The organism is Neobacillus sp. 114 (assembly GCF_030127045.1).
In the GTDB taxonomy this organism is placed as follows: Bacteria; Bacillota; Bacilli; order Bacillales; family Cytobacillaceae; genus Neobacillus; species Neobacillus rhizophilus.
This window is the reverse complement of record NZ_CP126144.1, coordinates 100001-119582: the sequence shown is the minus strand read 5'-3', so window position 1 is coordinate 119582 and position 19582 is coordinate 100001. Positions and strand designations below refer to the sequence as shown.

General features: G+C 42.8%; 22 protein-coding genes and 2 other annotated features (1 of these 24 only partly in view). All 22 genes read right to left on the bottom strand.

What is annotated here, in order from left to right; all coding sequences use genetic code 11:
* Positions 1-156: 156 nt before the first annotated feature.
* Positions 157-765, bottom strand: a complete 609-nt coding sequence (locus tag QNN06_RS00630) for a class I SAM-dependent methyltransferase (protein WP_284036747.1) — start codon at positions 763-765, stop codon at positions 157-159.
* A 110-nt stretch (positions 766-875) separates the two neighbouring features.
* Positions 876-1238 (bottom strand): 50S ribosomal protein L7/L12, encoded by a 363-nt coding sequence (gene rplL, locus QNN06_RS00625; RefSeq protein ID WP_213121092.1) that lies wholly within the window; start codon positions 1236-1238, stop codon positions 876-878.
* Between the two features lie 55 nt (positions 1239-1293).
* Complete coding sequence (gene rplJ, locus QNN06_RS00620; protein WP_213121093.1) at positions 1294-1794, bottom strand: 50S ribosomal protein L10; 501 nt, start codon at positions 1792-1794, stop codon at positions 1294-1296.
* 33 nt (positions 1795-1827) lie between these two features.
* Positions 1828-1972 (bottom strand) — a sequence feature (ribosomal protein L10 leader region).
* 62 nt (positions 1973-2034) lie between these two features.
* A complete protein-coding gene (gene rplA / locus QNN06_RS00615; protein ID WP_213121094.1) occupies positions 2035-2733 on the bottom strand; it encodes a 50S ribosomal protein L1 in 699 nt (232 codons plus the stop codon).
* Between the two features lie 114 nt (positions 2734-2847).
* The gene (gene rplK / locus QNN06_RS00610; protein WP_042453928.1) at positions 2848-3273 is read right to left on the bottom strand and encodes a 50S ribosomal protein L11; all 426 of its coding nucleotides are present in this window, start codon (positions 3271-3273) and stop codon (positions 2848-2850) included.
* Between the two features lie 402 nt (positions 3274-3675).
* Positions 3676-4209, bottom strand: coding sequence for a transcription termination/antitermination protein NusG (gene nusG / locus QNN06_RS00605; RefSeq protein WP_213121095.1), 534 nt, complete (start codon positions 4207-4209; stop codon positions 3676-3678).
* 135 nt (positions 4210-4344) lie between these two features.
* Positions 4345-4527, bottom strand: a complete 183-nt coding sequence (gene secE, locus QNN06_RS00600; RefSeq protein WP_213121096.1) for a preprotein translocase subunit SecE — start codon at positions 4525-4527, stop codon at positions 4345-4347.
* 49 nt (positions 4528-4576) lie between these two features.
* On the bottom strand, positions 4577-4723 hold the full coding sequence (rpmG, locus tag QNN06_RS00595; protein WP_213121097.1) for a 50S ribosomal protein L33: 147 nt from the start codon (positions 4721-4723) through the stop codon (positions 4577-4579).
* Positions 4724-4836: 113 nt separating this feature from the next.
* Positions 4837-5487, bottom strand: coding sequence for an RNA polymerase sporulation sigma factor SigH (gene sigH / locus QNN06_RS00590; RefSeq protein ID WP_213121098.1), 651 nt, complete (start codon positions 5485-5487; stop codon positions 4837-4839).
* A gap of 71 nt (positions 5488-5558) precedes the next feature.
* Positions 5559-6068 carry an NYN domain-containing protein gene (locus tag QNN06_RS00585; protein WP_213121099.1) on the bottom strand — a complete coding sequence of 170 codons (510 nt, stop codon included), beginning with the start codon at positions 6066-6068 and terminating at the stop codon, positions 5559-5561.
* A 3-nt stretch (positions 6069-6071) separates the two neighbouring features.
* Complete coding sequence (rlmB, locus tag QNN06_RS00580; RefSeq protein WP_284036746.1) at positions 6072-6821, bottom strand: 23S rRNA (guanosine(2251)-2'-O)-methyltransferase RlmB; 750 nt, start codon at positions 6819-6821, stop codon at positions 6072-6074.
* A complete protein-coding gene (locus tag QNN06_RS00575) occupies positions 6818-7243 on the bottom strand; it encodes a Mini-ribonuclease 3 (RefSeq protein ID WP_213121101.1) in 426 nt (141 codons plus the stop codon). Before QNN06_RS00575 ends, rlmB begins: the two co-directional genes overlap by 4 nt.
* A 5-nt stretch (positions 7244-7248) precedes the next feature.
* Entirely contained in the window at positions 7249-8646 is a 1398-nt protein-coding gene (gene cysS, locus QNN06_RS00570; RefSeq protein WP_284036745.1) for a cysteine--tRNA ligase, read from the bottom strand.
* Entirely contained in the window at positions 8627-9295 is a 669-nt protein-coding gene (gene cysE / locus QNN06_RS00565; protein ID WP_213121103.1) for a serine O-acetyltransferase, read from the bottom strand. The genes cysS and cysE overlap by 20 nt, the downstream gene beginning before the upstream one ends.
* A 61-nt stretch (positions 9296-9356) precedes the next feature.
* Positions 9357-9619 (bottom strand) — a binding site (T-box leader).
* A 43-nt stretch (positions 9620-9662) separates the two neighbouring features.
* A complete protein-coding gene (gene gltX, locus QNN06_RS00560) occupies positions 9663-11123 on the bottom strand; it encodes a glutamate--tRNA ligase (RefSeq protein ID WP_284036744.1) in 1461 nt (486 codons plus the stop codon).
* 73 nt (positions 11124-11196) lie between these two features.
* Entirely contained in the window at positions 11197-11679 is a 483-nt protein-coding gene (gene ispF, locus QNN06_RS00555) for a 2-C-methyl-D-erythritol 2,4-cyclodiphosphate synthase (RefSeq protein WP_284036743.1), read from the bottom strand.
* Positions 11680-11774: 95 nt separating this feature from the next.
* Positions 11775-12473 carry a 2-C-methyl-D-erythritol 4-phosphate cytidylyltransferase gene (ispD, locus tag QNN06_RS00550; RefSeq protein WP_213121106.1) on the bottom strand — a complete coding sequence of 233 codons (699 nt, stop codon included), beginning with the start codon at positions 12471-12473 and terminating at the stop codon, positions 11775-11777.
* Between the two features lie 18 nt (positions 12474-12491).
* Positions 12492-13580: a PIN/TRAM domain-containing protein gene (locus QNN06_RS00545; protein ID WP_213121107.1), complete on the bottom strand. Its 1089-nt coding sequence runs from the start codon at positions 13578-13580 to the stop codon at positions 12492-12494.
* 194 nt (positions 13581-13774) lie between these two features.
* Entirely contained in the window at positions 13775-14848 is a 1074-nt protein-coding gene (disA, locus tag QNN06_RS00540; protein ID WP_213121108.1) for a DNA integrity scanning diadenylate cyclase DisA, read from the bottom strand.
* Positions 14849-14851: 3 nt separating this feature from the next.
* A complete protein-coding gene (gene radA / locus QNN06_RS00535) occupies positions 14852-16234 on the bottom strand; it encodes a DNA repair protein RadA (RefSeq protein ID WP_213121109.1) in 1383 nt (460 codons plus the stop codon).
* Between the two features lie 109 nt (positions 16235-16343).
* Complete coding sequence (gene clpC / locus QNN06_RS00530) at positions 16344-18788, bottom strand: ATP-dependent Clp protease ATP-binding subunit (RefSeq protein ID WP_213121110.1); 2445 nt, start codon at positions 18786-18788, stop codon at positions 16344-16346.
* A 4-nt stretch (positions 18789-18792) separates the two neighbouring features.
* A protein-coding gene (gene mcsB, locus QNN06_RS00525; protein ID WP_213121111.1) for a protein-arginine kinase McsB crosses the window boundary here: on the bottom strand, positions 18793-19582 show its 3' portion. Its footprint extends 293 nt past the window's final position; 790 of the gene's 1083 nt are visible here — the last part of the coding sequence; its start codon lies off the right edge, out of view; its stop codon occupies positions 18793-18795.

The window sequence follows — 19582 nt, the reverse complement described above, 5'->3', positions numbered from 1 at the left end:
AAAAGGGTTTTTTCCCAAAAACCACATTTTCACATTTTGAGTATTATTTTGTCATCATTTCCTTTTTATCCCTATTTTATACTGGCAAAATGTATTTATAGGAATAATTCGGTAAATATTATGATGGCATTTTATAATGCTATCACAACGACAATATCAAGTCAACTGTTTTTTAGCCCTTATGATGAAATATCCTTTTGATTTGTCAATTACTTCAGCATTAGAAAACAGTTCTTTCATTTTCTCCATCGCTGAGGGAGCTCCCTGCTTCTTTTGAATGACTACCCATAATTCACCGCGGGAAGCAAGACGCTCATAAGCTTGTTCAAAAATATCATGAACAGTCTTTTTCCCGGCACGAATGGGGGGATTAGTTAAAATAGCGGAAAAAGAATCTTCCTTTACACTAAGCAGCCGGTCACTTTCATAGATTTTTACATTCTGTATTTTGTTGAGAAGGGCATTTTCCCCCGCCAATTCAAGAGCCCGTTCATTCACATCAACCATATGAATAATCCGGTCAGGGTTGGCCTTTGCAATAGATAAACCAATGGGGCCATATCCGCAGCCAACATCTAGAATGGGACCGTTTATTTCCGGAATCGTAAAAGATTCAATTAATAGACGTGAGCCAAAATCTACCTCTCTTTTTGAAAAAACTCCGTTATCCGTTTTAAACCGAAATTGATGGTTTTTTAAGGTGAAGTCCCAATACTTCGGGTCACTTTCAACCTTTTGGGTACGAGAATAGTAGTGTTCAGTCAAACGACTCACCTCCCGAGGATATAGGATAGAAGACAATGAGGTACCAGGACCTTTTTTAAGATAGCCAAAAAAAGCCCGCTTATGCAGCGGACTTTTTTATAACGTTAAGATTACTTAACTTCAACGTTTGCTCCAACTTCGTCAAGTTTGCCTTTGATTTCTTCAGCTTCTTCTTTAGAGACGCCTTCTTTAACAGGCTTTGGAGTGTTGTCAACAAGGTCTTTTGCTTCTTTAAGTCCAAGACCAGTGATTTCACGAACAACTTTGATAACTTTGATTTTTTGATCGCCAGCAGAAGCTAGGATTACATCAAACTCAGTTTGCTCTTCAACAGCAGCAGCACCTGCGCCGCCAACCATTGCTACAGGAGCAGCAGCAGTTACGCCGAATTCTTCTTCGATTGCTTTTACAAGATCGTTAAGTTCTAAAACAGTCATAGATTTAACTGCTTCAATGATTTGTTCTTTAGTCATTTTAATTTTCCTCCTTAATTTTCATTCCGTTATTGGTTAAGCGATAAGTTTTAACTTACGCGCCTTGTTCTTCTTTTTGATCTGCAACTGCTTTTGCTGCAAGAGCAAGGTTGCGGATTGGTGCTTGAAGCACGCTGAGTAACATAGAAAGCAAGCCTTCGCGTGAAGGAAGTTCAGCAAGAGCTTTAACCTCTTCAACAGTTGCGACGTTACCTTCGATAACACCCGCTTTTAATTCTAACGCTTCGTTCTTTTTAGCAAAATCGTTTAAGATTTTCGCTGGTGCTACTACATCTTCAGTACTGAACGCGATTGCGTTAGGACCTGTTAATGCATCGTTTAAGCCAGCAAGACCTGCTTCTTCAGCCGCACGGCGAGTCATAGAGTTTTTATAAACCTTGAACTCAACGCCAGCTTCGCGAAGCTGTTTACGAAGTTCAGTCACTTGACCAACTGTAAGACCACGGTAGTCAACAACAATTGTTGATACGCTAGCTTTTAGTTTTTCAGCAATTTCTTCGACAACCTGTTTTTTAGCTTCGATTGCACTGCTCATCTTAACACCTCCTGTAGAATGTCTACATTTATACCGGTCAGTAAAATGCCTCTATATCATAAATTAGACATAGAGGCAGCATAATCAGCTAAAAAGATAGCTTAATTTATCGCATAACCTCGGCAGGATTATTAAGCACATAAGCCCCTGCTGTCTACGGTACAAATGTTTGTTATATTAAACAACAAAATTGATTATATAAAATCTAATTTCGATTGTCAATTGGTAAAATTAGTTACCTTATTTTGCTGCAACAGTAGAAGGATCTACCTTGATTCCAGGTCCCATTGTTGAAGTAACAGTTACGTTCTTCATGTAAGTACCTTTAGCAGCAGATGGCTTTACTTTTAACATTGTTTCGAACACAGTAGTGAAGTTCTCAACAAGCTTTTCGTTTTCGAAAGAAGATTTACCGATAGGCACGTGGATATTTCCAGCTTTGTCAACACGGTATTCAACTTTACCTGCTTTAATTTCATTGATTGCTTTTGTTACATCAAATGTAACTGTGCCTGTTTTAGGGTTTGGCATTAAGCCTTTAGGTCCTAAAGTACGACCTAATTTACCAACTTCACCCATCATGTCAGGTGTTGCTACGATTACATCGAACTCGAACCAACCTTGTTGGATTTTGTTGATGTATTCTGCATCGCCAACATAATCAGCGCCAGCTGCTTCTGCTTCTTTCACTTTTTCACCCTTCGCGAATACTAATACGCGTTGAGTTTTACCAGTTCCGTTTGGAAGCACAACTGCTCCACGGATTTGCTGGTCAGCTTTCTTAGGATCTACGCCTAAGCGGAAGGCAACTTCAAGAGTTGCATCGAATTTTGCAAAATTTGTTTGCTTAGCAAGTTCAATTGCTTCTGCAATTGGGTAAGCTTTTGAGCGATCTACAAGCTTTGCAGCTTCTAGGTACTTCTTACCTTTTTTAGCCATTTTTATTTCCTCCTAAATTGTGGTTTTAACGTCGTATAACTCCCACGAAAAAGGTTGCGAGTGTTTTAAAACTGCGCAACCCCTTCATTACAACATAACAGTTACTTACATGGATTAGTCTTCGATAACGATACCCATGCTGCGTGCAGTACCTTCAACCATGCGCATTGCTGCTTCAACGCTAGCTGCGTTTAGGTCAGGCATTTTTTGTTCCGCAATCTCGCGTACTTTATCACGCTTTACTGTTGCTACTTTATTACGGTTAGGCTGGCCTGAACCAGACTGGATTCCAGCTGCTACTTTCAAAAGAACGGCAGCAGGAGGAGTTTTCGTAATAAATGTAAATGAACGGTCTTCAAACACCGTGATTTCAACAGGAATAATCAATCCAGCTTGATCTGCTGTACGAGCGTTAAATTCCTTACAGAATCCCATGATGTTTACACCGGCTTGACCTAGTGCAGGACCAACTGGCGGCGCAGGGTTTGCTTTACCAGCAGGGATTTGTAATTTAACAACTTTAATTACTTTTTTAGCCACGAGACACACCTCCTTAAAGTCCGTGATGTGGTTAATAGGGTATTAACCCTCCCACTCATCTGAAGTCTTTATATGAATACAAAGAGCTTGACAAAAGTCTTGTCCAAGGAGTTTTCCTTAGACATACTGACCTATGAAATATTATCATTTTTTAAAACTGATTTCAAGTTTTTTTACAATATCAGATAATATTTCTTTAAAATTGGCTTTTTATGCTCCGAAAAAGGGCTGTTGATTGGAGCTCCGGGCACTTCGCTTTCCGCGGGCGTTTCGGGGAGCCTCCTCGGCGCTATCGCGCCTGCGGGGTCTCCCCTGAACCGTACTCCCGCAGGAGTCTTCGTGCCCTCCACTCCAATCAACAGGGGAGAAAACCTATCTTCAACTTTTTATTATTATTTTTATTTAAAGCTTATCAATTTGTGTGAATTCAAGTTCTACTGGGGTGTCGCGGCCGAACATGTTGACTAGTACTTTAAGTTTGGCTTTGTCCTTGTCCATTTCTTCGACGACTCCTGTGAAGTTGGCGAATGGGCCTTCTTTAACTTTGACGGTTTCGCCGATTTCGTAGTTAACGTCAACACGTTTTTCTTCTACGCCCATACGTTTTAGCAAACCGGTCACTTCTTCCGGAAGCAGCGGCGTCGGTTTTGAACCTGATCCAGCAGAACCAACGAACCCTGTTACACCCGGTGTATTCCGTACGACATACCAAGAATCGTCGGTCATCACTAGCTCAACCAACACATAACCAGGGAATACCTTACGTTTGACAACCTTTTTCTTACCGTTTTTAATTTCTGTTTCTTCTTCTTCCGGAACTACGACACGAAAGATTTTATCTGCCATGCCCATGGATTCCACACGTTTTTCTAAATTAGCCTTTACCTTATTCTCATAGCCTGAGTAAGTATGAACAACATACCAATTCTTTTCCATTTAAGAGGACTTGTGCGTCCGTCCCTCCCTAATTTAAATTCAATTATTTTTTTGAGCAAATTAAAAAACCCGCTAATGACGGGTTTTCTGCTAAAAATTCCTTGTGTTTTCCATTATACCATGAAGTACAAGTTATTATTCAAGAATTAAACGAATCAATTTTGAAATTCCCAAATCTAAAACAGCAAAGAAAACGGCGAAAAAAGCAACAGTTGTTATAACGGTAACAGTAGAGCGAGTCAGTTCTCCGCGTTTTGGCCAGCTGACCTTTCTCATTTCACGAACTACGTCACTGAAGAAATTCTTTATGCGAGACATTTAGTAAACCCCCAACTATCGTAAATAGCAATGCTAGAATGTTAATCTTTTATTTCGTTTCACGATGGACAGTATGCTCACCACAGGTTTTACAATATTTATTTAATTCCAATCTCTCAGTTTGTGTATCCTTACTGACAGTGGAATAATTTCTTGAGCCGCAGACTGTGCAGGCAAGAACTCTCTTTTTACTCATTCTTAGACACCCTCAATATATCCTTAAAAATGTAACATGACACCTATTTATTGTCAATAACATTCGACAGGAGATTCAATGAACTGACATAATTCTGGGAGCGCATACAAACTTTATAGTGAAAACTCACGAAACTCCAGGTACCGCTCTAGCTTTCTTTTTACACGCTGCAGGGCATTATCGATCGATTTCACATGACGGTTAAGTTCTTCAGAAATTTCCTGGTACGATTGCCCGTCCAAATACAAGGCCAATACCTTTCGTTCTAAATCACTTAGCAATTCCGTCATTTTTACTTCTATATGGTCAAACTCTTCCTGGTTGATGATTAGCTCTTCCGGGTCGAGAACCTTTGCACCCGATAATACATCCATCAACGTTCGGTCTGATTCTTCATCGTAAATAGGCTTGTCCAAAGAAACATAGGAATTTAACGGAATATGCTTCTGCCTTGTTGCCGTTTTGATGGCTGTGATGATTTGCCGTGTAATGCATAATTCGGCGAATGCTTTAAAGGAGGTCAGCTTGTCCTCCCTAAAATCGCGAATCGCCTTATACAGACCAATCATTCCTTCTTGAACAATATCTTCCTTATCCGCGCCAATTAAAAAATAGGATCTTGCTTTCGCACGTACAAAATTTCGATACTTATGGATTAAAAAATCCAATGCTTCGCTGTCGCCTTGGTGAACCAAATCGACAATTTCCTCGTCTTCCATTACGAAAAACTGCTCGTTAACATTTGTCCCGAAGTCCGCACTCAACTTAAGATCCCCTCCACCGAACAAGCATAGATAGTATTATTATACATTAGAAAATTTTTGAAGTCGAGAGCTCACTTCTGTCCTCGACGCCATTTTTCAAAAATTTCTGCCATTTCCTCGCTAATCGGTATTTTGTAGAAAGGTTTTTTCTCTTGAATTTTTTTTACCTTTTTCTCAATGCCTTTTTCAATGGAAGACATTTCTATTTCTAATTCACGGGCAGATTTTCTTAAAGCACCCTGTCCAAAAATTTGCCATTGCTCTGTGAAATCAGAAGTGGCCACATGAACTTGTGTTCTTCGATTACTCAGGCTGATCGCCATTTTTTCAATCCGTTCATCCGCTGATTCATTTTCCTTCGTAAAAATGACTTCGACCATGTGATTTTTATACTTTTTTTCCGTTCCTTTTACATAATGGGCATCAAAGACAACGATTACCCGAAAGCCGGAAAAGGCCTGGTATTCGGCCATTTTTTCCACCAATCGGTCCCTTGCTGCCGGAAGGTCCCGGTCCTTTAATGCTTTAAGCTCCGGCCACGCCCCGATAATGTTATAGCCATCGACTAGCAGGATATCCATATACTATCCCTCTAAAGTGTGCCGTTTCCGGTATACCTCATACATCAGCAGTGCCGCCGCAACAGAAGCATTTAAGGATGTAACATGACCCGCCATTGGCAGATTAATGAGAAAATCACACTTATCACGGATTAACCGCCCCATTCCTTTTCCTTCGCTGCCAATCACAAGGCCAAGCGGAAGCGTTCCGTCCATTTGCCGGTAATCCTGTTTTCCCTTCGCATCTGTCCCGGCAATCCAGACTCCCCGTTCCTTTAGTTCATCAATAGTACGCGACATGTTTGTTACCCGGACAACCGGTATATATTCAATGGCGCCTGTCGAAGCTTTGGCGACTGTTGCCGTTAAGCCAACCGCCCTTCGCTTTGGAATAATGATTCCGTGCGCTCCGACTGCATCCGCAGTTCTCATAATCGAGCCAAGGTTATGAGGATCCTCAATCTCATCCAGCAGTAAAAAGAAAGGAGGCTCGTTTTTCTTTTCCGCTGCCGCAAACAAATCATCCAATTCGGCATACTGATAGGCTGCGACATAGGCAAGGACACCCTGATGGTTCTGGTCACTAATCTGGTCAATTTTTTTCTTTGGGACAAATTGCACGAGGACATTTCCTTCTTTGGCCAATTGGGTAATCTGCTGCATTTGCCCGCGCTGTGACCCTTCTGCAATTAAAATTTTATTGATATCCCGTTTTGATTTTAGCGCCTCAATCACCGGATTTTTACCTACGATGTATTCTTGTTCCTGATTCATGTTGGCGTTCCTCCTTTCTTATTTTCCACATAGAAAAACGACTGACGGACGAGTTCTTCTAAGCGGTCCTTCCTTCCTGTTAAATATAAATAGCCGATTAAGGCTTCAAAGGCAGTGCTATATCGGTAGGTTTGAACATCGGTATTTTTCGGGACAGTTCCTGATTTCGCATTTCTGCCGCGCATAACAACCGCCATCTCCTCCTCTAGCAAAAGCCCTTCATCCATCATTTGAAAAAGAATCTGGCATTGTGCTTTTGCAGAAACATACCTCGTCCCTTCTCTGTGCAGCTGATGAGGCCGAACTCGCCCGCTGAACAAGAGGTGACGCCTTACATATGTTTCATAAACAGCGTCACCCATGTAAGCAAGTGCGAGACTATTCAATTGGCTGGCATCGACTGTTTTATCGTAATCAAGCATTTAAATTAGCCTCTTTTCCACCTTGTACCTTGTGGGGTATCCTCTAAAATGATATTCATTTCCTTTAACTGGTCACGAATTTGGTCAGCCAATTGGAAGTTACGGTCCTTTCTGGCCTGAATCCGCTGTTCAATTAGGTCATCAATTTCTTCATCCAGTAACTCTTCTTGTTCAAAAGTTAGACCAAGAACAGCAAACAGCTCTTCGAATTGCGCTGTAAACGCATCAATGACTTCTACCGCTGTATTTTTTTCCATGAGGTAATAATTTGCCAGTTTCGATAACTCAAATAAAACTGAAATGGCCTTGGCTGTATTAAAATCATCGTCCATCGCTTCGATGAATTCATCGCGGTGTCTGCTGATTTTATCAAGCCATTCTTGATTATTTTCCGTCAAGTTTGCGCTATTCTCACGGCGGTGTTTTAAATTTTGATAGGAGGTGGTTAACCGCTCAAGGGCTGCCGTTGTGCTCTCCAATAGCTCCTGACTGTAATTGATTGGATTGCGATAGTGAACGGACAGCATAAAGAATCGTAACACCTGCGGATTTATTTGCTTAATAATGTCATGGACCAGCACAAAGTTGCCAAGTGACTTTGACATTTTTTCATTATCAATATTAATATAGCCATTATGCATCCAATAACGGGAAAAGGTTTTTCCGCTTAATGCCTCGGATTGGGCAATTTCATTTTCATGGTGCGGGAAGGTTAAATCCTGTCCGCCAGCGTGGATATCAATGGTCTCACCAAGATATTTTTTCGCCATCGCTGAGCATTCGATATGCCAGCCCGGTCTTCCCGGACCCCACGGGCTCTCCCAAAAAATTTCCCCTTCCTTGGCTGCTTTCCATAAAGCAAAGTCCAGGTTATCTTCTTTTTTCTCGCCTACTTCAATTCTAGCTCCTGCCTGCAGTTCATCAATTGGCTGGTGGGAAAGCTTGCCGTACTCCTCAAAGTGGCGCGTCCGGTAATAAACATCCCCCTCAGACTCATAGGCGTAGCCCTTCTTAATTAATTGGCTGATAAAGTCGATAATGATATCCATGTTTTCCATGACACGCGGATGGACATCTGCCTTTTTGCAGCCTAGTGCCAAAACATCTTCAAAATAGGCCTCAATAAACCGATTCGCAATCGTTGGAACATCTTCTCCGAGCTGATTAGCAGCGCGGATCAATTTATCATCGACATCCGTAAAGTTGGATACATATTTGACGTCGTAACCACGGTATTCTAAATAACGGCGGACCGTATCAAATACAATTGCCGGGCGCGCATTTCCGATATGGATATAATTATAGACAGTTGGCCCGCAAACATACATTTTGACCTTGCCTTCTTCAAGCGGTACAAAGTTCTCTTTCTTGCGGGTAAGTGTATTATACAGTTGAATGGCCATTGACTTTTGTCCTTTCCTCTTTTAATTCTGCCAGTTCCTTTTTCATATGATCCAGTTCCATTTGCAAATCTTTAAAGCGATCCGCAACCGGGTCTGGCAAGTCGGAATGGTTTAAATCTTTACCAACACGAATGCCGTCCTTCATGACGACTCTTCCCGGAATTCCCACGACCGTGGAGTTTGGCGGAACTTCCTTTAAAACTACCGATCCGCCGCCGATTTTGGAATTTTCACCGATGGTAATCGAGCCTAAAACCTTGGCACCAGTGGAGATGAGAACATTATCCTTAATAGTCGGATGACGCTTTCCTTTTTCTTTCCCTGTACCGCCTAGTGTGACCCCTTGATAAATCGTAACATTATCGCCAATTTCACAGGTTTCCCCAACAACAACACCCATTCCATGGTCGATAAAAAATCTCCTGCCTATTTTTGCCCCTGGATGAATTTCAATTCCTGTGAAGAAGCGGCTTACTTGTGAAATAACTCGAGCAATGAAAAACAATTTTCTCTTATAGAACCCATGCGCCAAGCGGTGAGCCCAAATGGCATGCAGACCTGAATAAGTTAGAATTACTTCCAAATAGCTTCTTGCTGCCGGATCCTGGTCAAATATTACATCAATATCCTCCTTCAATGTTTTGAACATTGATACTCCCCCTTTTGTTTTATACCCCTTTTTATAAAATAAAAAACGCCTCTGTCATAAAGACAGAGACGCTTGATTTTAACGTGGTTCCACTCTGATTAGGTCACAATGAATACTAACACAGAAACTGTGTGCGCATTTTATATGGCCTCACTCTACCTGTTAACGGAAAGGTTCCGCCCAAATCTACTCCAGAGGCAATCTGTTTCGAAGCGGGGCTCAGAGGTGCATTTTCAAAAAATGAGCGGCTTAAACCACTTTCAGCCGGTGATGGTTCTCTCTTTCAAGCATCATTTTTCTACTTTTCCTCATCAAAGCTTTAGCTCGTTTTATAATACTTATACTATATTACATTTTTTCTTGAATGTTAACTAATAATTTGCTTAATTCTATTTTGAACTTTCTCGCGGCCTAAAAGTTCAATCGATTTTGGCAAATCTGGTCCATGGGTTTGCCCGGTAACAGCTGCTCGTATTGGCATAAACAGGTTTTTCCCCTTTTGACCTGTTGATTTTTGGACAGCCTTCATCGCGGCCTGAATGCCTTCTGCCTGGAAGCTAGCAAGCTGATCAAGCTCCTGTGCAAAAGCCTTTAACACTTCAGGAACTTGAATGCCTGCGAGTACTTCCTTCGCTTCTTCCTCATAGTCTGCCTCATCCTTAAAGAACATATCCGAAAGCTCGACGATTTCCGCGCCAAAGCTCATTTTTTCCTGAAGGAGAGAAACCAAAGTGTGGACCCATTGTTGTTCTTCCTCTGACAGGTTCTCGCTGACACGGCCGGCCTTGAATAGATGCGGCAGGGAAAGTTCCACTACCCGCTCTAGCTCTACTTTTTTCATATATTGATTGTTCATCCAGGCAAGCTTTTGTTTATCAAATAATGCCGGTGATTTGGACAGTCGCTGCGCATCAAAGATTTGAATAAATTCTTCTTTCGCGAAAATCTCCTCTTCCCCTGCAGGCGACCAGCCGAGCAAAGCAATAAAGTTAAATAATGCTTCTGGCAGATATCCTAATTCCTCATATTGCTCGATAAATTGAATGATGGACTCGTCCCGCTTGCTTAATTTCTTACGGCTTTCATTCACAATTAGTGTCATATGTCCGAAAATTGGCGGCTCCCAGCCCAATGCCTGGTATACCACCAATTGCTTTGGCGTATTGGAGATATGGTCATCACCGCGCAGAACATGCGAGATTTCCATGAGTTGATCATCGATGGCAACCGCAAAGTTATAGGTTGGCGTTCCATCCTTTTTAACCATTACCCAGTCTCCGCCAATCGTATCTGATTCAAAGGATACGGTTCCTTTAACCATGTCATCAAAGGTATACGTCTCCCCTTCCGGAACAATAATGCGGATGCTTGGCTTGCGGCCTTCTGCCTCCAAACGGGAACGGTCTTCCGGAGTTAAATGCCGGCACTTACCGGAGTAATGGGCGGTTTCACCACGGGCAATTTGCTCTTCCCGTTCTTTCTCCAATTCCGCTTCTGTACAGTAGCATTTATAAGCCTTTCCATTCTCTAAAAGCTGCTTATAGTAGGTTTCATAAATATCGTTTCTTTCCGATTGGCGGTACGGACCGTATTCACCGCCGACATCAACACTTTCATCCCAGTCCATTCCAAGCCATTTTAAATATTTTAATTGGCTTTGCTCGCCGCCTTCAATATTACGTTTCTTATCGGTATCCTCAATTCGGATAATAAACTTGCCGCCTTTATTGCGGGCAAACAAATAATTAAACAGTGCCGTACGGGCATTCCCGATATGTAAATGTCCGGTTGGACTTGGAGCGTACCTTACTCTAATATCATTTGACATCATAATGCCTCCACTTTTTCCATTTGGTTCTCATACCGATATATTTTATCACTTGGCAGAACCTCAATAAAGTCTAAACCCCAACCTTTTTTAACAAAACAACCGCCTGGGCCGCAATCCCTTCACCTCTTCCAGGAAACCCGAGCTTTTCGGTTGTGGTCGCTTTCACATTGACCTGCTCCGGAGATGCCTCGAGAAGCTCGGCAATCCGCGCCTGCATCTCGCCAATATAGGGAGCCATCTTTGGTTTTTGGGCAATGATTGTACAATCAGCATTAACAAGCTCATAACCTTTTTCTCTCACGATTCCCCAGACATGCTCCATCAGCTTGGCCGAATCAGCGTCCTTAAAGTTTGGATCGGTATCAGGAAAATGCCTTCCGATGTCACCTTCGCCAATTGCCCCTAAACAGGCATCGGAGACGGTATGTAATAATACGTCGGCATCGGAATGCCCCATCAGCCCTTTTTCATACGGAATAGTGATACCACCAATAATCAGAGGGCGTCCCTCGGTTAATTGATGAACATCAAAGCCCTGACCAATTCGAAACATAATTCAAACTCCTTTTTATCCAGCTACAGCGCCTAGGGGTTCGGGGTCAGAAGCCAATCCGTCAAGAAGGCTTGTCTTCTGCCTGTCACCCCTGGTCAAGGCGCTTCCGCTTTTATATTTCTCTTTTTTAAAATCGCTTCTGCAAAAAATAAATCCTCTGGTGTTGTAATTTTGATATTATCATAATCGCCTTCCACCATCGCCACTGGATGTCCCAATCTTTCTACCAAACTGGCATCATCAGTGCCGAGAAAGCTGTCTATTTCTGCTTTTTCATAGGCCTCATGGAGGAGGGAAATGCGAAAAGCCTGCGGGGTATGCACTGCCCACAAGCTTGAACGTTCCACAGTCTCTGTTACAGTACCGCCCATGACTTTTTTCATCGTATCTTTTGCAGGCACGCCAATAATGGCAGCACCCGCCTCCTCTGTTACTCCCGTTAAACGGAGGATATGCTCTTTTTTGATAAACGGTCTGGCGGCATCATGAACAAGAATTATTCCATCGGTTTTGATGGTTTTTAACGCATTATAAATGCTGTGCTGGCGTTCAGAACCGCCCGGAACCATACTGACGGACTTTTCAATATGATGTTTATTGATTAAATCCGTGAATTCTTTTTCATCCTGCGGATTTACCGCTAAAATAATGGTCTCGCAATCCTCATCATCCGCAAAAACTTTAAGTGTATGAATGAGGATTGGCACACCTTCAAGTTCAAGCAAAAGCTTGTTTTTCCCCGCCCCCATTCGTTTTCCAGAACCGGCGGCAGGGAGAATGACTTTGTAAGTCATATATAACACAATCCTTTTTTATAATGCTTTTTCTAAAAGTTTCGGTTTGGCAAAAATCATTCTGCCGGCAGATGTCTGCAGGACGCTCGTTACGAGGACATCAATTCGTTTGCCGATATATTCTCTTCCTTCTTCCACGACAATCATCGTCCCATCATCCAAATAGGCAACACCTTGATGATATTCTTTACCATCCTTGATTACTTGAACAGTTAATTCCTCTCCTGGAAGAACGACAGGCTTCACAGCATTTGCCAGGTCATTGATATTCAAAACGGAGACATTTTGCAATTCACAAACCTTATTTAAGTTAAAATCATTCGTCACAAGAATTCCGTTCGTTATTTTCGCCAGCTTAACGAGCTTCGAGTCGACTTCCTGAATTTCCTCAAAATCTCCCTCGTAAATCTCTACCTTTACAGCCAGCTCCTTTTGGATTCTATTTAAGATATCCAATCCTCGTCTGCCGCGATTGCGTTTCAACACGTCAGAAGAGTCCGCAATATGCTGCAATTCCTCAAGCACAAATTGGGGAATGACAATCGTCCCATCCAAGAATCCCGTTTGGCAAATATCAGCTACGCGTCCATCAATAATGACGCTTGTATCCAATATTTTTAAAGATTTAAATTCTGCCTTATCGGTTTCCTCTTCAGAGGCCTTTTTCTTGCCGCTGCCTCGGCCAAACAAACCGAGAAGTTCATCGCGTTTTTTAAATCCCACCTGGAATCCTAAATACCCAAATAGCAAGGTCAATAGAATCGGGGCCACTTCATTTAAGATTGGTACTTGTACGGCATTTAGGGCAAAGCCGATCAAGAAGGCAACCAACAAGCCAAATATTAGACCAATACTTCCAAATAAAACATCTGTAACAGGAATCTTTACTAATGAATCTTCCGCCCATTTAATAAAATTAATAACGTAATCTACTGCCCAAAAGGTTATAAGATAAAAAATAATAGCACCTAAAATAGCAGTGACATAGGAATTATTGATAAGTTGGCTATCATTTAGATGAAGTAGAACAAGTAATTGCGGCAAAAACAAAATTCCAAGCGTTCCCCCTGTAATGAGAAAGCACGCCTGCACAATTCGTTTTAACATTCCTTCACCTCCTCTTTTTCATTATAAACACAATAGGAAAATTGAAACGTTGCAAGTAAGATTATTTTTCCAAATTGTATTGATTTTGAAACAAATTTGTTACGTTAAAATCTAGGGTAGCATCGAAAAATAGGAGTGTCAAATAAATGAAAAACATTTATTTTAACATAGCCTTTTAGATTATTTCAATAGTTTTATAGATGTCGATCCGTATATAATCGCTCTCTAATTAATTTGAAGCCCTCTTTGATTTTATTCGCACGTATTTCCCCTATGCCCTCCACGTCATCAAGGTCTTCAACTGTTGCATTAAGAATATTTGTCAGATTACCAAAGTTATTGATAAGATTTTCGATGATGACAGCAGGAAGCCTGGGGATTTTATTAAGAATCCGGTATCCACACGGATTGCGGTATTCATCGAGGTGCACATAGCCGAGGTACCCCAATAGCCTTAACAAAACTATGTCGTCTATGGTCCCGCTCGACGTCATAGTCTGCATCCGCTGCAGGACTTCGTTTGGTTTTACATCTCTATTAAACGCATAATCCTTCATAATCAGCATCATTTCTTCTTCCAGTTCTGTCAATATTTCATTCATCTGCAGCCGAATCAGCCGGCCTTCAGTCCCCAGTTCATACAGGAAACCAAGTAGTTCATTTTTAATCTTTAAGACCATTTCGAAGCGGTGGAGGACAAGCAGAAAATCATTATACGTAACAGAATCCTCAAATTCTAAAATACTTAAATTGGTAATGCTTTGTTCCAGGACGGATTTATATTTTTCCAGTGTTTGAATGGCCTGATTCGCCTTTGTTAAAATGACAGCTATGTCTTTGAGGGCATAACGAAAATTCCCCTGATACAAAGTAATAACATTTCTTCTCTGGGAAATTGCAATCACAAGCGCTTTTGTCTGCTTGGCTACCCGTTCGGCTGTTCTGTGCCGCATCCCTGTTTCCGTAGAGGCAATATCAGTATCTGGGGCAAGTTGGGCGTTAGCAATCAAAATTTTATTTCCGGTTTCATTTAAGATTATTGCCCCGTCCATTTTCGCCAATTCATATAAAAAGCTTGGTGAAAAGGAACAATTAATTTCAAATCCCCCGTCGACAATCGCTTTTACTTTTTCGTTATAGCCAATTACAATCAAGCCGCCGGTATTGGCCCGTAAAACATTATCAAGTCCTTCTCGAATAGGGGTACCCGGTGCAATTAACTGTACTACATCATGAATGGATAGTTCCCCTGATCTTTTATTGTCCATCCGCTACCCTCCCAAAGCCACCTTCAGCGCCTCGCTGACCGACGAAACACCGATGAGTTCTACACCTATTGGCCCATTCCAGCCACTAAGATTATTAGCCGGCAGGATAACCCGCTCAAATCCCATTTTGGCAGCCTCCTGAACACGCTGCTCGATTCTTGAAACTCGTCTGACTTCTCCCGTTAAGCCGACCTCCCCAATAATACAATCTGTCGGCCTTGTTGGTTTGTCCCTAAAACTCGAAGCAATGCTTACGGCAATCGCCAAATCAATTGCCGGTTCATCCAATTTCACTCCGCCGGCTACCTTTAAATAGGCATCTTGATTGGCGAGAAGCATTCCGACCCGCTTCTCTAGAACAGCCATTAAGAGCGGTACCCGGTTGTGGTCAATCCCTGTTGCCATCCTTCTCGGGTTCCCAAAGCTGGTGGGCGAAATAAGTGCTTGGATTTCCACAAGAACAGGGCGGGTTCCTTCCATCGAAGCGACAACAGTCGATCCTGCCGCACCTCTAGAGCGCTCCTCCAAAAATATTTCCGATGGATTTTCGACTTCTTCAAGACCAAATTCCTTCATTTCAAATATTCCCATTTCATTTGTAGATCCAAAGCGGTTTTTTACAGCACGTAAAATTCGGTAGGTATGGTGTCTTTCACCCTCAAAATAAAGGACCGTATCCACCATATGCTCGAGCAGCCTAGGACCGGCAATCGACCCTTCTTTTGTAACATGCCCGACAATAAAGATAGCAATCCCTTTCGTTTTGCCAATTCTCATTAATTCGGCCGTACATTCGCGAACCTGAGAAACACTACCGGGTGCTGAGGTAACCTCCGGGTGGTAAACCGTCTGGATGGAATCGATAATGACAAAGCTTGGATTAGTGCTTTCAATGGTCCTGTTAATTTCCTCAAGGTTTGTCTCCGCATATACCATTAAATTTGGCGAGGCGATGTTCAATCGTTCCGCCCGAAGCTTGGTTTGCCGTAAGGATTCCTCACCGGATATGTACAATACCTGATGATCTTTTTTTGCTAGCTGTGAAGATACTTGCAGAAGGAGCGTTGATTTTCCGATGCCCGGGTCGCCTCCAATTAACACCAATGACCCCTTAACGACTCCGCCGCCAAGAACGCGGTTCAATTCCTTTAAATCAGTATGGATTCTCGGCTCGCTGACCGTTTCAATCGAAGTGATCGGAACTGGTTTAGAAAGAATGCCTGAACCGCCCTGAGAATGGGCAAATGCTCCCCGTCTTTGTGTCCCGGTAACCTCTACTTCTTCGACCATTCGATTCCAGCCGCCACACCCTGGGCATTTTCCCATCCATTTTGGTGACTCATATCCGCAGTCCTGACACATGAATTTTGTTTTTCGCTTTACCATTCTTGCTCTTCCTCTCTGTGCGAAAAAGACGTTCCCTTACATGGAAAAAGAGGTACACGATTTTACATTATTTACGTGTACCTCCCTTAGTTGGTTTCATCTTACATGATTATTTTGCCAAGCTCGTGTGCTCAGCTGACCTGACAACAAATTCACCATTCTCGACGTCAATAATAGCAAGCTGGCCAGTCAATAAATTTCCCTTTAGCAGCTCTTCGGACAGGCGGTCTTCAATATGTTTTTGAATAGCCCGTTTAAGTGGTCTTGCCCCATACTCAGGGTCATAGCCTTCTTCGGAAATTTTCCCTTTTGCCGCAGGTGTTAATTCAATATCAATATTTTGTTCCTTTAATCGCTTAATTAACTGATCAGATAATAGGGTGACAATTTCCTCCAGATGCTTTTTCTCAAGCGCATGGAAGACGATAATTTCATCAATCCGGTTCAGGAATTCAGGACGGAATGCTTTCTTCAGTTCTTCCATGACTTTGCCCTTCATGTCCTTGTAGTCCTGAGCGGCAGAATCCTGAATATTAAAGCCAACATACTTATTCCGCTTCAGGGCTTCCGCACCAACGTTAGAAGTCATAATTAAAACCGTATTCCGGAAATCGACTGTTCTTCCCTTCGAGTCAGTTAAGCGTCCATCTTCCAATACCTGAAGAAGGATATTAAACACATCTGGATGCGCCTTTTCAATCTCATCAAGGAGGATAACTGAATATGGCTTTCTGCGGACTTTCTCGGTTAATTGTCCGCCCTCCTCATATCCTACATATCCTGGAGGAGAACCAACAAGGCGGGATGTCGAATGCTTCTCCATATATTCTGACATATCGATACGGATCATCGCATCCTCATCGCCAAACATTGCTTCAGCAAGGGCACGGGCTAATTCTGTTTTCCCCACCCCAGTTGGGCCAAGGAAGATAAAGGAGCCAATCGGCCGCTTTGGATCTTTTAATCCTGCTCTCGCACGGCGGACCGCTTTGGACACAGCCAAGACTGCCTCTTCTTGGCCAATCACGCGGGAATGCAAGATTTCTTCTAAGTTAAGCAGTCTTGCCGTTTCTGTTTCTGCAAGTTTGGAGACCGGAATTCCAGTCCAGCTGGATACAACGCTAGCAATATCTTCAACTGTTACTTGACTATTTTCTTTGCCCTGCTTTTCCTTCCAGCTTTTCTTCGTTTCTTCAAGTTGCTCACGCAGGCGCTGCTCTGAATCTCTTAATGATGCCGCCTTTTCGAATTCCTGGCTTTGCACGGCTGCATCTTTCTCCTTCCGCACTTCCTCAAGCTTCACTTCCAACTCTTTTAAGTTTGGCGGTGTGGTGTAAGAACGGAGGCGAACCTTCGACCCTGCTTCGTCGATTAAATCAATCGCTTTATCTGGCAGGAAACGGTCTGAGATATATCGGTCGGAAAGCTTTACCGCTGCTTCAATCGCCTCATCGGTAATGGAAACACGATGGTGGGCCTCATAGCGGTCACGCAGCCCTTCTAAAATTTGAACGGATTCTTCCGCAGTCGGTTCATCCACCCGAATCGGCTGGAAGCGGCGCTCTAAGGCAGCATCCTTCTCAATATATTTGCGATATTCATCAAGGGTTGTCGCCCCGATACATTGCAGCTCGCCGCGGGCAAGCGATGGTTTTAAAATATTGGAAGCGTCAATGGCACCTTCTGCACCGCCGGCACCGATTAATGTGTGCAATTCATCAATGAACAGGATGATATTTCCGGCTTGGCGGATTTCATCCATTACTTTTTTCAGACGGTCTTCAAACTCGCCGCGATACTTCGTTCCGGCAACTACCGTCCCCATATCAAGTGTCATAACACGCTTATCGCGAAGGATCTCTGGCACCTCATTATTGACAATCTGCTGGGCAAGGCCTTCCGCAATGGCTGTTTTACCAACCCCTGGCTCACCAATCAATACCGGGTTGTTTTTAGTCCGACGGCTCAGCACTTCGATCACGCGCTGAATTTCCTTGCTGCGGCCAATCACTGGGTCAAGGCTGCCTTCCCTGGCGATGGCTGTTAGATCTCTTGCTAAGCTGTCAAGTGTCGGCGTATTGGCACTGACGGATGCACCGCCATGCTGCCCGCCACTCTCATTACTGCCTAATAATTGCAGTACTTGCTGGCGCGCTTTATTCAAGCTTACCCCTAGGTTATTAAGGACGCGGGCAGCCACCCCTTCTCCCTCACGGATCAGTCCAAGCAGAATATGCTCTGTCCCGACATAGGAATGTCCTAGTTTGCGCGCTTCATCCATTGAAAGTTCAATAACTTTTTTGGCTCTCGGAGTGTAGTGAATAATCTGTGAGGCTTCCTGCCCTTTGCCAATTAAATTTTCCACTTCTTTTTGAATCTTATCTGAGCCTAATCCAAGGCCATAAAGAGCTTTAGCTGCAATCCCTTCACCTTCGCGGATTAATCCCAATAAAATATGCTCAGTTCCAATGTTGTTATGCCCAAGACGAATTGCTTCTTCCTGTGCTAAAGCTAGAACCTTTTGTGCTCTTTCAGTAAAACGGCCGAACATCATACTATCACTCCTCACCAATATTTTTAGATTCCATTATAAAACGTTCCCGAATTAATGCCGCCCGCCTTATGTCTCTTTCATGCGGTCTTAATGGTCCTCCAGCATATTGCTGAAGAAAACCAGGCTGCGTTAAAATCATCAATTCATTTAAGATGTTCTTTGATACATAATTTATATATCCCATATCTATTCCAAGACGAACATCCGATAAACATTTTGCAGCTTCCTTCGTTTCAATAATCCGGCTGTTGGTTAGGACCCCTAGGGACCTGAACACCCTGTCTTCTAATTGTATGTTCGAAGTTTTTCGTAATGCTTCACGTGCCGACCTTTCCTGTGAAATTAACTGGCTGACAACACCCATTAAATCGCGGCACATGTCTTCTTCAGATTTTCCAAGGGTAATTTGATTGGAAATTTGGAAAATATTGCCGAGTGCTTCACTTCCTTCACCGTAAATTCCTCGAACCACAAACCCTAATTGATTGATAGCTGGAATAATCCGGTTAATCTGTTGCGTTAAAATTAAACCCGGCAAATGCATCATCACCGATGCCCGAAGACCAGTTCCGACATTTGTTGGACAGCTTGTTAAATAACCGTATTTTTCATCAAAAGCATATTGGAGATGTCTTTCAAGCCAATCGTCTATTTCGTTGGCAGCATCTAATGCTTCTTTTAGCTGCAGCCCAGGAAATAGGCATTGAATCCGAATATGATCCTCTTCATTAATCATTATACTAACTTCTTCATTTTCGGATAATAAAACGGCACCATATGGTGAATCCTCTGCC